The organism is Paenibacillus sp. ov031, assembly GCF_900143165.1.
GTDB classification, from domain to species: domain Bacteria; phylum Bacillota; class Bacilli; order Paenibacillales; family Paenibacillaceae; genus Paenibacillus; species Paenibacillus marchantiae.
In genome coordinates this window covers 248,983-264,592 of record NZ_FRDO01000006.1, presented here as the reverse complement: position 1 = coordinate 264,592, position 15,610 = coordinate 248,983, and the positions used below count along the sequence as shown (strand labels likewise).

Sequence of the window (15,610 nt, the reverse complement as noted above, 5' to 3'; positions counted from 1 at the left end):
TTTGGACGTTTGGATATAGGACAGTTACTGCGTTCTACGTTACTATCCCAAGTTTATTTTTATCAAAGCATGGCTACGAGTACTTGTTGTCACGATTTCTTATTCATCTTCCCATACAACAGTTATTTCATTAACATCCTTGTCGGTTGTGGAAGTGGACCCAGTAATGGATACGGCAAATTTCCCTTCTTTACGGGCAATAACGTTGAATCCTTCACCCTGTACGTCTTGGCTGTATTGAGTGAGGTTTTTGTTCTGGTAATAACCTTTGTAGGAAGTGCCTACCGTCAGCAGCGTTTCTTTTGTTGTATATGTAAAGACGATTTTGTTCTTGCCGCCGTCTACACTAGACTCTATCAGGCTAATTATCTTGGCATCCGTTGGTAAAGGTAAATCAGCTGGTAAATATTTGGCCTTCACAATTTCAGCCTGATTGTTTTTATCTGTTGATGTTGAAGTTGAGCCGCTGTTGCTTGTGGAACTGGACCCACTGGAGGAACTTGTAGAACCGATGCTTATTTTATTAGTTTTCGAATCATACGTGACTTCCGTGTTCAACGTATCTGCAATGGAACGAACTGGGAGATACGTACTGCCTTGATATGTAATAGGAACGAGCTTCTTGCCCTGATCACCTGTTGGTGTGAACTTCTGTCCGTTCACTTCAATGCCTAACCCATGGTTCAAATAAGCCTTAATGGTTTCCAATTGCGTTCCTGCATATACCCCTGCTGATCCCGTTAACACCATGCCTAAGACACCAGCGGTTAACATCCACCTTTTATTTTTCATCCGAAATACCTCCTGATTGTTTTATTACCGAAAATATATGTACGGTTGCTGCTTCGTTGTTAAACCAAAGGTTGGAATCATAATACCATCTGGTGAGAGCTTGTACATGATTTAAGAGGAAAACAGGACCAGCGGCGCACAAAATTAGTCGTTTCATTATTTTGTTTTACGCACGCTCGAATCATTGTTATTACATGAATATATTCCTGGATGCAGCTCTATACAAAATGGAATCCATCTGACGGTTACAAGTTGCGAAAACACCAAATTTATTAGATAATAATCTGTCGATTGTAGTCGAAGGAACGGATTTCAAGGGGGATTTAAGCAATGAGCAAGAACAATAATCATACATTTGACGAGCCGATTAATCGGCTCTCCACGGGATCAGAGAAATGGGATGCGCTTGAGGAGATTTTTGGTGTTGCAGATGCACTCCCCATGTGGGTTGCCGATATGGATTTCGCCGCTCCGCCGTCGGTCATTCAAGCGTTGAAGACTCGAATGGAACATGGAATTTTTGGCTATACGGTGCGAACAGATGCGTATCACGCAGCGCTATCGGGATGGATGGAGCGACGTCACAACTGGAGCATTAACGATGAATGGGTTGTATTCACCCCAGGTATTGTGCCTGCACTCAGCATTGCTGTACAACGGTTCACCAAACCGGGAGATGCAGTAGTAATTCAGACTCCGGTATATGCACCCTTCTATGATGTGGTACGTGGTCAAGACAGAGAACTGATGACCAATCCGTTGGTGGAGAACGATGGACATTACTCCATGGATTTGGAGCATCTGGAATCCTGCCTGAAGACGGGTCGGGTCAAAATGTTAATTCTGTGCAGTCCTCACAACCCGGTTGGACGGGTATGGACTCATGAAGAACTTCAAAGCCTTGCTGCACTCTGCGTGCAATATAATGTAATTATCGTTTCGGATGAGATTCATGCCGATCTGGTACACCAACGCGGTGCACATACACCGCTGGCCCTTATTTCTGATGCTGTCGCTGATCTCAGCATCATCTGTACAGCACCAAGCAAAACGTTCAACATTCCAGGTCTCTGCACCTCCAATATCATCATTCCAAATGCCAAGCTACGGGAATCATTCATGCAGGGCGTGAAAACGATGGGACTTGCCAACATCTCCACGTTGGGAGCAGTTGCAGCCGAAGCGGCCTACAACGGTGCCGAAGAATGGCTGGATGACTGTCTTGCCTATATCCGCGGAAATATGGATTACGTGCAGGAGTATGTCGCAGAGCATATGCCGCAAATCGGAATCCGGCTTCCGGAAGCAACTTACCTACTGTGGATGGATTTCCGGAAGCTGAATATTCCGCATGCACAGCTGTGTACGATGCTGCTTAAGGAAGCGGGACTCGCCTTTAATGATGGAAGTATCTTCGGAGCAGAAGGCATAGGATTCATGCGCATGAATGTAGCCTGCCCACGTTCAACAGTGGAAGAAGCGATGCGCAGATTGTCTGTGCTGGTGGGCAGACTGTCGAACAAATAAGTTGAGATACTTTTAAAGGAAATTAAAGACGCTAACGAATCGGGCATATAAGGTGTCTACGATTCGTTCCAACACCGAAAGTGTAGAATTCCGTCTAATAGCGTGCGCTAGTTTCGTTAAAGCATTGGTTTCTTTAAAATTGCAAAAAGGGGCTGTCCCCGTAGTCATATCCATGATTAACGTTCATGATGGACTACTCGGACGCCCCTTTTATATTGTAAAACGATTTATACACCATAAGCTATAAAGTTGGCATCTGCACAATCCGATCCCCTAACCTGTCCAGTAACTCCCGATCATGGCTGATGATCAACAGTCCCAGGTTGCGTTGACGCGCGATATTCATCACGGTATGCCAGATCTGTGCCTGTGTGATCGCATCCAGCATGGTGGTCATCTCATCAGCGATCACGTAACGAGTTGCTGTGCCGAGTGCACGTGCAACGCAGAATCGTTGCAATTCTCCGCCTGACAACTCACCGGGCCTGCGATCCAGCCAATTCATCTGGATACCCAAGTCATCGAGCAGCTCCTGATCCTCGATCATAGCTTCCTTCAAGACACGGCGCATCCGCCAGCGTGGATTCACCGCTTTCTCCGGATGCTGGAATACAAGTTGGACCGGACATGCTCCGGTTAGCGGAAGCGACTTCCCATCCAGCAGCACTTGACCTGCCATCGGTTCCATATAACCTGCAAGGATTCGTCCAAGACTTGTTTTGCCACAGCCACTGGGACCCCACAAACCAACGACTTCTCCCTGCTGTACTTCCATACTTATATTCTGAAATACCCAAGCGTCTTTACCATAACGATACCCTGCATTTCTAACCTCAAGTGGCATGAATGCACCTCACTTCCCCACCACGAACTTTGCGCAGCTCAGGACGTTCGTTCGTGCAATCCATGGTCGCTCCAATGCAGCGTGGTGCAAATGAGCATCCTTCTACCTGCTGCCGACCTGCTGCAGGCTGGGTACCAGACAGATGTTGAAAATCATTTTGCGGCAATGCATTCCAGAGCGCCTTCGTGTATGGATGTCTTAATCTTTCGCCTTTTCCCGTAAAATCACAAACCTGCGCCGTCTCCACATTGGAGCCTGCGTAAAATACGGATATGCGGTCTGCTGCCGTCAAAGCAGTCGTAATATCATGGGTAATCCAAAGGATGCCGACGCCTTCATTGGCCAGTTGACGAAAATGCTTCATCGTTTCAGCCAGCACTTCGGGATGGATGCCAGGTGTTGGCTCATCTGCAATAATGAGTTTTGGAGCACCGGAGGTGGCCGTTGCCATCAACACCCGCCGAGCCATACCACCTGACAGCTCAAACGGATATTTGCCCGACGTGCCCTGTGGCAATCCATAACGTCCCGTCAGTTCCTGCTCTGCCTTTTGCATCGTGGATCGGAGCGTCGATCCGTGCTTACGCCCTGTCTTTTGGCTTACAGGTTGAACCTGCCTGCCCACCTTCAACAACGGATCCAAATAACTGACCGATTGCGGAATGTACACCAGTTCATCTCCACGCAGATGAAGCTGCCGATCCATGGTCAGGGGCTCGCCTGCATAGCTAATCCGACCTTCTATCGTCGCATTGGCAGGAAGAATGCCCATGATTGCCTGCGCCAACACACTTTTGCCTGATCCACTTGCCCCTACGACAGCGACAATCTCCCCTTCATTGACAGACAGATTCAGATCCTGAATAACTTGGGTCTCCTCGTGCCCAAACCATCCCCGAGCACGCCGGAACGAAACCGATACTTCCTCCACTTCAAGAAGCGCCATGTCTACACCACCTCCCTTGAACTGCCGGTTCCCGTTAATGTCTTCAGACTACCGCCCAACACATCAAACGCACGAACAACCAACAACAATGCGAGACCTGGGAAAAAGGCCAACCACCACATCCCTGCGGACAAATATCTCATCGACTCTGATAAAATAATACCGATCGCTGGCTGCTGCGGTGACAGCCCCAGCCCCAGAAACGTAATCGCTGCCTCATGCAGAATGGCATGAGGGAAGATCAGCAGCACTCCCACGAATAGCTGCGAGATCAGATGAGGCAGCATGTGTTGCACCGCAATATGAATTCGCGAATGACCCAATCTGCGTGAGATGTGAATATACTCTGCTGATCTCAGCTGAATCATCTCTGCCCTTACAATCCGGGCCAGATTCGGCCAATGAGTCAGGGCAATGGCTAACGTCACCCCAGGCAACCCTCCACCGAACACAAATGCTAGCATTACCAGCGACACCAAGTGGGGAACACTCAGAAAGAGGTCTATGATCCATGAAATGACCCGGTCCACAGCTTTCCCTGAAGCAGCAGCAAGACCCAGCAAAAGCGCAATAAGTCCGCCACCACAAGCCGCCAGTAATCCCACCTGAATGCTCGTTGCCAATCCTTTCAATGTGCGCAAGAACATATCTCGTCCTAGCCAATCCGTACCGAAAGGATGTGCCCAGGCTGGAGCCAGATTCCTATCCATTAATGAGGTCAGCGTCGATTCTGCGGGAAGCAGTCTGCCTGTCAACCACACGGTGGCAATCCAGATCACACCTAGGCCACCCCAGATTATCGCCCATTTACGCGGATTACGAAAACGAGGAATACCGCCACCTGAATAACCTTTCCCACCATGAATACGTGGATGTACTGGCCTCCAATTTCTCTTGTTCCCCGCCTCACTTTTGGGAGAGTTAACTTTCAGATGCTGTGCAGTCTGAGCCGCAGGCCGGGAGGGACGTTCTAATGTCTGTTTCATCCTATAGCCTCCTCCTTCATGCGCGGATCAATGATACGGTACAGAATATCGGCCAGCATATTGCCTGTAAACACAAATATCGCACTGCACAGCACAAGTCCCAGCAGCAGCGGCACATCACCGCGTAATCCAGCCTGGACTGTTGCTTGCCCCAATCCGGGATAGGAAAACACTTGCTCCGCAAGCACAGCTCCACCGAACAATTCACTAAATGAAGCAAATTGCAGCGTCAAAGCTGGCAGTACCACATGTCTGAACCCATGACGACGAAACAGTTGAACACCTCTCTCACCTCGTGCCCTCGCAAAAAGAATATAATCGGAGTCCAGCACATCCACGAGCTTCTGCCGGGTATGTAAGGCAATAGCGGCTACGCCCGTCAGACTCAACGTCAGCGCAGGCAGAATCATGTGCATGGCCCGATCTCCCCATGTCACTTGATCTGCTGCCATGCCCGCAGGTACACCAAGTCCGATTGGCAGCCAGCCAAGCCATACACCGAATACCATGAGCAGTAACAGCGCAATCCAGAATACCGGTGTGGAAGCCAGTGTGTAACAGTACCAACAGATCAGACGATCCAGCCGCGAATCCCGCCTCATAGCAGCAGCGACACCCAGACCGAATCCAATCAGACCGGATAACACCCATGCCACCGCCATAAGAGCGACAGAATTCATGAATCGTTCCTGGATGATGTCCGCAACCGGCTGTCTATAGATCATCGATGTTCCCAGATCCCCCTGAACTAGTGCCTGCCCCCAAGAAAACAGCCGTTCTACGGGTGAATCATTGAGTCCCCAACGTTCTTCAATAAGACTGCGTTGTTCTGCGCTCACCCTGATCATATCTCCACCAATGTAAGCCTCCACCGGGTCCACTGGAGAGAACTGCATTAATATAAAAGACACCACGCTGACTCCTGCCAGCAAAGATAAAAGCCGCAGCATTTTAAATCCGACAAATCTGGCCCATCCCATCCTGTCCTCCATCCAATCTCTCCCCAATTCAGGATAAAGCTACCGCAGCGTTTCTATTTCAATTCTTCCTCCCAGGACCATTCTTCCAGGTTGGATGTCACAGGCCACCCATGACCATGTGGATGGATCTGCTGTTCACCGATATTTAAACCATTCTTCACCAAATACAGATGATCAATGTTCACCAGCCATGCCCATGGCGCATCGCCTTGGTAACTAAATCCTGTCGATCCATCCCACTCCGCTTTCTGCCAGAAGGGCAGTGCTTCTTCTTCCGTTGTCGCTTGGAGAGCTTGCTGCATCCAGTTGTCCACAGTTGGGTTACTGTACAATCCAGTGTTGTAGTAACCTTCCCCTTTATGGGTACTACTGTAGAGGTTGTATGTCTCAAGCGGATCATGACTTCCCCACCCAAATAATACGGCATTAGTATAGGCTAGCTTTTTCGTCTCTTCCCTGCTCTTTCCCTCTACATTGACCTTAATCCCTGCCTGGGCCACCATATCCGCAGCAGCCAGCGCTAAAGATTGTCTCGTTAGATCCCCTGCAAAATAAATCAGATTGAACTCGGCCTTTATGCCGTTCTTTTCTACAATTCCATCACCATCTGTATCCACCCAGCCGCCATCAGCCAGAATCTGCTTCGCTTCATCGGGATTCGCATCTGCAAATACAGAATCCGGATTGCTCCACGGCAGGTCGTCGCTGACCGAGTAAGCTGGACGACCTTGCCCCTCCAGTACACCCTCCACCAATGCAGTGCGATCAATTGCGACATTTACCGCTTTACGAATGGAGATGTCGGATGTAACATCATTGCCTGCGGGCAGGCCGTCACCAGACTTCGCGCCTGCGGGTTGCATCGGGAACATGATGCCTCGGTTATCGACTGTTTTCACTGATTCTAGCTTCATTCCGTTCACCTGCTGCTTGCTGAATGCCGCCGGGATAGCTGCGATATCGACTGTTCCGGCTTGCGCCGCTGCAAAGGCTGCATCCTCATCCAGATAGAGGAACGTCAGTTTATGGAATGTGGACTTTTTCCCGTAATATTGTTCGTTAGCCTCGACGATCGCCTGCTGACCCTTATCCCACTGCACCAGCTTGTATGGACCAGACCCAACCGGATGCTCGGCATAATCAGGACCATAGGCGTGCTCAGGCACAATACCGAGTGTAGTCAGCAGACTGATAAACGTGGACTGCGGCGACTTCAATGTAAAGACGACAGTTGTTGTATCCGGTGCTTCCACATCAGCCATATTGGTAAGATCAATGACCGAACCGCTCTTGGCAGCCGTTTCAAACGTAAATCTGACATCTTCAGCTGTCAGTGGCTCACCATCAGAGAACTTTACATCATCCCGAAGTCTGACGGTCCAAGTCAGTCCATCTTCACTGACGGAATGCTCTGTCGCCAGATCATTGACCAGTTGGAGCTTGGCATCCCTTTTCAGCAAAGTGCTCTGAAAGAGCGGCGAGCCGTACTGTCCCCAACCTGTAGTGGGATCAAATCCACCTTCCGGTTCCGTGCCAACGGCCAGCACCAATTCGTCTTTGGGAAGAGAAGTCGCCGCCTGATGGACGCTCTCTGTTGAGGATGTCCCCTGTGTACATCCTGACAACCCAACTGTGCATATCAGTAAAATGCCTACTCCCGCTCTAACTGATCGTTTCCCCCATGAAAATCCACGCATTTACGTTGTTCCCCCTCTAACTTTTACGATTCAATCCAATTCTGTGTTACTTTTTTTGAAAATTGTAGCACAAAAAAGATTTATTGTGTCAACAAACTTAACTTCAAAATCCATTTATTTTCATTTACAGGGAATTTAAATGAGATTAATAGAGGTATAAATAGATGATCCACTATTTGAAGTTAGGTATTATAACAAAACAAAAGAACAACAGATTATCGGTATTGGACCAATAATCTGCTGTTCTAAATACGTGCTATGGACGAAGTCGGCTAAAGCCAATGAATCAATTATTGAATTTTTAAAAGTTAATTCGTTGAGGAATCAGGATGATGGTGATGACTTTGTTAATTTTAGCTGTGATCATGATTGTGAGGACTGTGGTGGCTTGCCATTTTGTTGAGCTCATCCACATACGTTACGGACAGCTCTGCATACAGTACTCCTTTTTGAACCTGGATCTGCTGATGCAGATGACGCAATCGTCCTAGGTTGCCCCGTACCGCAATGACCTCCAGACACTGATCATGGTTCAGGTGCACATGCATATTGGAGATGATGTCATGGTGCGCCTCGTGCTGCAGCTCCATTAATCGAATAGGAAGATCACTGATATGGTGGTCATACACCATCACAATGGTTCCAGCTACATCCTGCTCGGAATGCAATGCAGAGGGCTCCAGCAATGTTTTACGGACCAAATCACGAAAAGCTTCCGAACGGTTCTTGTATCCCTGCTCTTCAATATATCTGTCAAACTGTTCGATCAGAGGCGTGGGAAATGCCACACCGAACCGGGTCAAATCTTCTTTGTCTGCCATTCATATCCTCCTGCCGCCTCGTTTGCTTCGAGTGTACCACAGTCCTGTCTTCTCATCGACTATACTGTTATTTCTCGGTAGCGGCAAAAAGGATAATGTAGCTCGCTTTTATTTAGGTCTCTTGGTCAGTTCCTGTCTGACTTTGGCATAGGTAGCACTTACCTTCTGTTCCAGTGTATAGATATGTTGTTTGGAGCCTGCCCATTTCTCCGCTGCTGCGGATAAGGAGTTCAACGAGCTTAATACGCGTGATGACTGGCCTTGCTTCGTACTCTGCTTGAACTGCTGTAACGCGTTTGAATATCGCTCTTTCGATAGGCTCGCCTGTTTTTTGCCCGTTTGAATCTGCTTCTTCACCGGATCCGCTCCAGCCAGTAAAGTACGCAATCGTTTCACTTCTGTGCTTTTCCGTTTGCGAGCTTCGGCAAGCTCCTTTTTCTTGAAACGAATGTCTTGTCGAGCAAGCTGAACAACTGGTTTCAACGTATCGGCTTGAGTGCGAATAGCCGCACTCCATTCCTTGTTTTTGATCGCTTTGGCAGCATCGAGCTGCCTATTCACTGAACTGTACAAGGCAAACAAAGACTCATACTGTGCCTCGGTTTGTTTTACCTTTTCGATTAAACCAGCGATCTTTGCATCATCGATTTGCCTTATACTCACACGTAATTGTTCCAGCTCCTTGGTATTGGCGGCATGAATGGTTTTTGTCTTTTGTTCCCAAGCTTGTTCCTGCGTCGTCCAGTTGCCAACGTTCTCGTACGCTCGTTGCAGGGACAACTTGGTCTGCGAATCGGCCTTGTTCAGCACGGTTTCCCACGCCTTCTGGGCTGTTACGCCAAGCTCAGGGCCCGCCGCTTCAACAGCGGAGGAATAATACATCACACTCATACTGAAGATGATGATGAGTCCCAGGCTCATACGGGTCCATACGTTAGCGCGAAGGTTAGGGCGTGGCCCGTATCGGTTACTCATGTTGCTCATGAAACTGCGATTCTTCATGCTCCTCATAGAGAATTGATTCATAAACTTTTGCTTGTCATCATTTTCCTCAATTATGCGGCTTTGCCTGGCTTGCACTGAACATGAACAATGACCCACCTGATGATTTCCCTTGTCCTCCAAAACTTCAATTTGCATTCTCTTCTGCTCCCTTCAAATTGAATTGATAGTTAGAACCTGCTGGAGTATCTGTGCGGTGACTCGATTACGATCCCTGATATACAAACTGGCAAAAAAACAAAAAAAGCACCCGCAAGTCAGGCGTATTGCCTGCTCTTACGGGTGCTTCCCTCATAAGCCGTTCCATATGGGATTCGCCGAAATGGTCATCATCTCGAATCGAATCATTACCTTTTTCTAATATATTCCATACTTGTATTCTGGTCAAGTCAGATCGAGAAATCAGCATATTTACCGGGAGAACCCTTCCCGCTTGCAGATTAACTTACTGTCCGGCCAGGATGGCTTTCATTTCTTCTGTCAGGTCTTCTTCCTTCAGGATCATGTAAATATTCTCCCCTTGGGTAACATTCAATTTGATCTGATAGATGGTATCTCTCTCTGTTTGATAACCGGACCGTTGACGCTTGAGCAGTTGGCTGATAATTTTTTTATTTTTGGTTGCGACCTGTTTATTGCCAGTAGCATTCCCGTCCACATACTCTGACTGAGGATAGAGCATCTGAGGATTCCCAGGACTGTTAACCTCTTGCTTCACAAACTGCGCGGAAGCCACCTCATCTACTGAAAATTCCAGTTGTTCGTATAATTTGTTTTCTTTCAGCCAACCCAATACCCGATCATAGCTTGGTTTGATCTCAAAATTCCACATCTCCTTAGGCTGAAAAGGATCATTCGATGAAGAATCCTGATTCATTTCCGCAATTGCAAAAGACTGCCACGGGGAACGTTGCTCCTCGTATGTCTGGTCCATGATGTCCTGCTTCAGCAATTCCTTGAACTCACGAACTTGCTGTGGATTACTGATATATACCTTCAGATAAGGACTAATGGTTGAGCGAATTCCAATACTCAGCGCGTCCTCTTCCAGCTTATACGTATCAAATGCAACTCTTTTGTAGTCCTGGGTCTGTTTCAGAGTCATTAATTCCTGACGGAACTCAGCTTCGGGAATGTAATATTTGCGTTTCATCACCTTGCCGTTATCCAGCTTGTAATTAATAAACACATACTCGTCATTACGCATACCAGGATTGATGGGATCATCCAGCAATGACAGATCAGAATCCACGATCTTCTGATGAAGAGCAATAACGGCTTTCATATATTCAGAATCACTTGAATAGAAAGGGCCATCATCCAACTTCGATGAAACACCGTTAGTATAAGTGTATCTCTCTCCACCAAGCTTGATACTGTTGACCTTGTTCAACTCAGGCACTCGTGCAGCATATCCATTCCAACTGGCAACAGGCACGTACAGAATCAATCCGGCCACAATACCATATAAAGCCATCTTGGGCAGCAGCTTGCTGCTCCAGATCAACCATGTCTTGCGAATAATCATCTCGGCCACAATATAACCGACAATTCCACCGAGGATATATCCGAAGATTCCCCACCCCGATGATCCTCTTGGAGCAATAATGGTGAAGTAGGCTCCACTAATTAAAACCAGCGTAAACATTAAACCAAATCGGAATATGGGTTTAACAAGCGTAAACGTCACCGCTTGGGTAGCAGATTCCACCTGTCTCTTCGCATAGAATACGTAAGACAACGGGATGAATAACAGTGTCAATATCGAATAAATAATGAGTTCCCAACTGATCACAGGAGCTCCACTAATCGAAGCCATGCGAAGAACTAAAGATATTTTTTCTGCATTTCGCCCAACCTCATCGTACGGATATCCAAGCAGGTAATGTTGAAGATGCAAGGAAAAAATGAACCATACAACAACAGGCAACAATAGAAGCGCATACACGGTGAGTCCCTGCAACACGGACTGTCCAATGCACATACCAACCACCACGGTCAGCATGAACATAAACAACGAGTAGATGCTCATACTGAGGCCCCACATCCAGATTGAACTAGCTTCGAATATAAATGCGGGCTGATCCAGTGCTGCCCATACCCAGCCTGTAATGGCAGTCGTTATCCAGATCGGAAGCAGGATCATCATAAATCCTGTCAACAAATTAACGGTTAACAGATGCTTTCGGCGCAGCGGCAAACTGTGGAACAGATCTGAAGGTGCACCTGATTGCACATAACGGAACAGAAAAATGCCCGCAGCTACCGGGAACGTAATGGCAAACAGAATTTGCACTTCTCCATTCGCCTGAAACAAACTTGTAATCTGCTGTGGTAAATCTCGATACTCTGTACCGATATGGAGCGGTAGCGAAAACAACAACGTGATCAGGTACAAGATGCCGATCCATCCATGCTGCCTGAAATTTTGGAACAGGATGCCCCGGTTACAGAACAATCGGTTGAATATCATATCCTGCATCCTCCATTTCATAGATAAATATTTCTTCCAGCGTCAGCGGCAGCACATCCAGCAGATAGGGATCAAATGCACGGAACCGTTCCGTCACAGCCTCGCGATTGCCTTTCACAATAAACAGGGATACACTTCCACGCTGCTCTTCATGCAAAATATTCACCTGTTCGTCCATAGCCTTGGCATGATCAGGATGGCGGAAAGCGACCTGAATTTTATGTGTATCAGCCTTCAGATCATCCAGATCTTTCTCTACGATAATCCGCCCTTTGTGCATGATGGCAACATGGTCGCATAGGTCTTCAATCTCGCGCAAATTGTGAGACGAGATCAGAATCGTCACCTGACGCTCCGCTGCTTCCTGGAACAGCAGGTTCTTGATCTGCTGCCGCATGACCGGATCAAGCCCATCAATTGGCTCATCCATGAGCAGCACTTCAGGCATACAGCTAAGTCCAAGCCATACGGCTGCCTGACGGCGCATGCCTTTGGACATGCGATGCAGTTTACGTTTCACATCCAGTTTAAATACACTGCCGAGCTGTACAAAACGCTCCTCATTCCAGCGCGGATATACCGAACGGTAGAAGGCAGCCATCTGATGGATGGAGGATTGCGGGAAAAAGTATGGCGCATCCGCCATAAAAATGGTGCGTCCCTTGAGGTCCATATTTTCATATACTTCTTGTCCCTCAATGCGAACCGTTCCGCTATCCTGACGATAGATGCCTGCCAGTATTTTGAGCAGCGACGTTTTTCCTGCCCCGTTGGAACCGAGTAAACCGTAGATCGATCCCTTATGTACTTGCATCGTGACGCCATCAACGGCTTTTTCCTGTTCAAATGCCTTAATGACCTGATTCAGCTCAATCATGAGGCTCCCCCTTCTCTATACGGGCCATCGCTTCCTCAAATAAAAGCGTCATATCGGCTTTGCTTAGACCGGAATATGAAGCTTCCGCAATCAGCTTCACCAGAGCGGCTCTGATTTCATCTCTCATGGCTGCATTCGGATGTTCCACGGACGATGATACGAAGCTCCCTTTTCCCTGCAATGAATAGATATAACCTTCACGTTCAAGTTCCCGGTACGCCTTCTGAATCGTATTCGGATTAACCGTAAGCTGCCCGGACAGTGTGCGAACGGAAGGCAGCTGCTCATCGGGTTGGAGAACACCGTACACGATCATTTCTTTGATTTTGTCTACTAGTTGCTCATAGATCGCCTTACGGCTGCGTACATCCAATTCGAACATCCCGCACCTCCTCTCTATAAAAGTTGTAATACCCTATTGATGAACGATGACTGTATATTGAAGTGTATATATCCAATCCTAAGGTGTATTAACTGTATTACTATTATTAGTACAGTTAATACAGATTGTCAACCATTTACTTTGACTTCTCGTATGATTCGCGTTAGGTTTATATATATGATTAAAGTGACATATAGGCAAATAAAAATAGATCACTCCGGTATTTAAAAGGCATGATTTTGGGTTCAGTTTGGTTGGTTCGGGCGAGTTGCTACTGTTCGTTAAATCGCTTATCCGGCTAAATACGTTCAAAGCTTGTTCTGATCTTTCCCCTTCCGTTATGATGGAGAAGAACGTTGTGCTCATTCACTGGTTCACGTGCTCGCTTCGCTCGTTGTCAGTACAGTTTTCACTCCGTCTGGCCTATGCGTACATATTTTATAGATGGCTTTATAAAAACCTCATGAGGGAGAATTAGGGATGAATGAACAGAAACAGAATGATTCTATAGAACGTAATCGCCCAGAAACTGCAAGCTTGTCAAGTAGCTTTGAAACAAATTCGACATCCACAGCATCGACAAAGCGTGTATTAATCGTAACCGCTGTTGATGCGGAAAAAGAGGCTGTACTACGCGGCCTGGGTGACCAAGCTGCGTACTTTGATGTGATTGCTGCTGGTGTTGGCCCTGCCTCGGCCGCAGCAGGAACTGCTGCCGCGCTGGCCTTTGCCTCAGCAGCGGCTGGCGCAAATGCGCTTGCGCAAGGCTCCGCCGCGCCAAGCGAACCCGATGCGGCACAAGCATCTGCCGCATCCTCAAGGCCGGGGCCCCTTGCCGGGACCGGACTGACCCCAGCGTACACGCTGGTGGTCAGTGCCGGCATCGGCGGCGGGTTCCCCGGCCGAGCGGACGTCGGCTCCCTCGTGGTAGCCGACGCCATGGTTGCCGCCGATCTGGGCTCGCAGACGCCAGACGGCTTCCTCAGCGTGGACGAGCTCGGTTTCGGCTCGTCCCGTGTGGCGGCGGACGCGGTGCTTGCCGCGCGCCTGCGCCATGAGCTGCAGCGGGCAGGGCTCGCAGTCAGCGGAGGCACGGCGGTCACCGTATCCACGGCGACCGGAACTGCCGAGACGGCCGCGGAGCTATTGCGCCGCGTGCCGGATGCCTCCGCCGAAGGCATGGAAGGCTTCGGCGTAGCAACTGCAGCCCAGCAGTTCGGCATACCAGCACTCGAACTGCGGGCTATATCCAACGCGGTCGGTCCACGCGACCGCGACGCCTGGCGCATCAAGGATGCTCTGGATGCGCTCCAGGCTGCAAGTTCCATTTTACGGGAGGTACTTACATCATGAAAATTGCATTTTCCCCTTGTCCTAACGATACATTTATCTTTCACGCCTGGGTGCATGGACTGATTCCTGGTGCACCTGAGCTTGATGTCCGTTATGCGGACATCGATATTACCAACGGCCTTGCGGCAAATCCGGATGGACCAGATACACCTGAAGTCATGAAAATATCCTATGCAGCACTGCCTTATGTGCTGAATGATTATGCGCTCTTGCCTGCGGGCGGCGCACTTGGCAGAGGATGTGGTCCGCTGGTTCTGACCGCTAACGGTACAACCGATCCAGCCTATCTCTCGGGACGCCGAGTTGCCGTGCCGAGCGAACGTTCAACAGCCTACCTGTTATTCCGTCTCTGGGCAGCACAAAATGTTCCCGGCGGTGTAGGCGAGATTGTCGTTATGCCATTCGACCAGATTATGCCTGCTGTACGGGACGGCAAGATCGATGCAGGTTTGGTTATCCATGAAGCACGTTTCACGTACCAGAATTATGATCTCAAACTTATGACAGATCTCGGTAACTGGTGGGAAAGCGACACTGGCCTGCCAATCCCGCTGGGTGCAATCATCGCCCGTCGTAACCTGGATGCTCATGCTCTTGCAGGTTGGGCACGTGCCTCGGTGGAATACGCTTGGGCGCATCCGGATGAGTCCAAAGCATACGTTATGGAACATGCACAAGAGATGGACCCTGATGTAACTGCGCAGCATATCGGCTTGTACGTTAATGAGTTCAGCGCCAACCTGGGCGATGACGGTTACGGTGCAATTACAGCATTGCTTGGACGAGCGATGAAAGAAGGACTTGTTCCCGAGTTCGATCTAGATTTGTTGCGGATCTAATTCGCACGGTATCAATACAAAATATAGGAGGCTGTGCCCAATTTCGTTTTCCTATTTTCTGTTGGGCACGATCTCAGTGCTATGCTATTGA

Annotated in this window: 14 protein-coding genes; 3 read left to right on the top strand and 11 right to left on the bottom strand. The window is 48.6% G+C overall.

The genetic code is table 11. The annotated features are described in order from the left end of the window. Window positions 1-99: 99 nt before the first annotated feature. The gene (locus BUA17_RS23315; protein ID WP_072735178.1) at window positions 100-792 is read right to left on the bottom strand and encodes a stalk domain-containing protein; all 693 of its coding nucleotides are present in this window, start codon (window positions 790-792) and stop codon (window positions 100-102) included. A 330-nt stretch (window positions 793-1,122) separates the two neighbouring features. Between BUA17_RS23315 and BUA17_RS23310 the strand changes: the two genes are divergently transcribed. Then, entirely contained in the window at window positions 1,123-2,319 is a 1,197-nt protein-coding gene (locus tag BUA17_RS23310) for a MalY/PatB family protein (protein ID WP_072735177.1), read from the top strand. A 241-nt stretch (window positions 2,320-2,560) separates the two neighbouring features. Here BUA17_RS23310 and BUA17_RS23305 read toward each other — a convergent pair whose 3' ends face one another. From BUA17_RS23305 to BUA17_RS23260, 10 genes are all read right to left on the bottom strand, one after another. Then, window positions 2,561-3,163, bottom strand: a complete 603-nt coding sequence (locus tag BUA17_RS23305; protein ID WP_072735176.1) for an ABC transporter ATP-binding protein — start codon at window positions 3,161-3,163, stop codon at window positions 2,561-2,563. Next, window positions 3,153-4,109: an oligopeptide/dipeptide ABC transporter ATP-binding protein gene (locus tag BUA17_RS23300; RefSeq protein ID WP_072735175.1), complete on the bottom strand. Its 957-nt coding sequence runs from the start codon at window positions 4,107-4,109 to the stop codon at window positions 3,153-3,155. The genes BUA17_RS23305 and BUA17_RS23300 overlap by 11 nt, the downstream gene beginning before the upstream one ends. A gap of 2 nt (window positions 4,110-4,111) precedes the next feature. Beyond that, window positions 4,112-5,095: an ABC transporter permease gene (locus tag BUA17_RS23295; protein ID WP_083584836.1), complete on the bottom strand. Its 984-nt coding sequence runs from the start codon at window positions 5,093-5,095 to the stop codon at window positions 4,112-4,114. Then, window positions 5,092-6,087 (bottom strand): ABC transporter permease, encoded by a 996-nt coding sequence (locus BUA17_RS23290; RefSeq protein ID WP_072735174.1) that lies wholly within the window; start codon window positions 6,085-6,087, stop codon window positions 5,092-5,094. Before BUA17_RS23290 ends, BUA17_RS23295 begins: the two co-directional genes overlap by 4 nt. Window positions 6,088-6,128: 41 nt before the next feature. After that, window positions 6,129-7,772, bottom strand: coding sequence for an ABC transporter substrate-binding protein (locus BUA17_RS23285; RefSeq protein WP_072735173.1), 1,644 nt, complete (start codon window positions 7,770-7,772; stop codon window positions 6,129-6,131). A 353-nt stretch (window positions 7,773-8,125) separates the two neighbouring features. Further along, on the bottom strand, window positions 8,126-8,593 hold the full coding sequence (nikR, locus tag BUA17_RS23280; protein WP_072735172.1) for a nickel-responsive transcriptional regulator NikR: 468 nt from the start codon (window positions 8,591-8,593) through the stop codon (window positions 8,126-8,128). 108 nt (window positions 8,594-8,701) lie between these two features. Further along, window positions 8,702-9,595: a hypothetical protein gene (locus BUA17_RS23275; protein ID WP_139295721.1), complete on the bottom strand. Its 894-nt coding sequence runs from the start codon at window positions 9,593-9,595 to the stop codon at window positions 8,702-8,704. 445 nt (window positions 9,596-10,040) lie between these two features. Continuing rightward, window positions 10,041-12,068, bottom strand: coding sequence for a hypothetical protein (locus BUA17_RS23270; protein WP_072735170.1), 2,028 nt, complete (start codon window positions 12,066-12,068; stop codon window positions 10,041-10,043). Continuing rightward, complete coding sequence (locus BUA17_RS23265) at window positions 12,043-12,945, bottom strand: ABC transporter ATP-binding protein (RefSeq protein WP_072735169.1); 903 nt, start codon at window positions 12,943-12,945, stop codon at window positions 12,043-12,045. The genes BUA17_RS23270 and BUA17_RS23265 overlap by 26 nt, the downstream gene beginning before the upstream one ends. Then, window positions 12,938-13,327 carry a GntR family transcriptional regulator gene (locus BUA17_RS23260; RefSeq protein ID WP_053783970.1) on the bottom strand — a complete coding sequence of 130 codons (390 nt, stop codon included), beginning with the start codon at window positions 13,325-13,327 and terminating at the stop codon, window positions 12,938-12,940. The genes BUA17_RS23265 and BUA17_RS23260 overlap by 8 nt, the downstream gene beginning before the upstream one ends. 480 nt (window positions 13,328-13,807) lie before the next feature. On the opposite strand from BUA17_RS23260, the gene BUA17_RS23255 reads away from it, so the two are divergent. Beyond that, window positions 13,808-14,680 (top strand): futalosine hydrolase, encoded by an 873-nt coding sequence (locus BUA17_RS23255; RefSeq protein WP_072735168.1) that lies wholly within the window; start codon window positions 13,808-13,810, stop codon window positions 14,678-14,680. After that, complete coding sequence (locus tag BUA17_RS23250) at window positions 14,677-15,519, top strand: 1,4-dihydroxy-6-naphtoate synthase (RefSeq protein ID WP_063568235.1); 843 nt, start codon at window positions 14,677-14,679, stop codon at window positions 15,517-15,519. Before BUA17_RS23255 ends, BUA17_RS23250 begins: the two co-directional genes overlap by 4 nt. The last annotated feature ends 91 nt before the right edge of the window (window positions 15,520-15,610 follow it).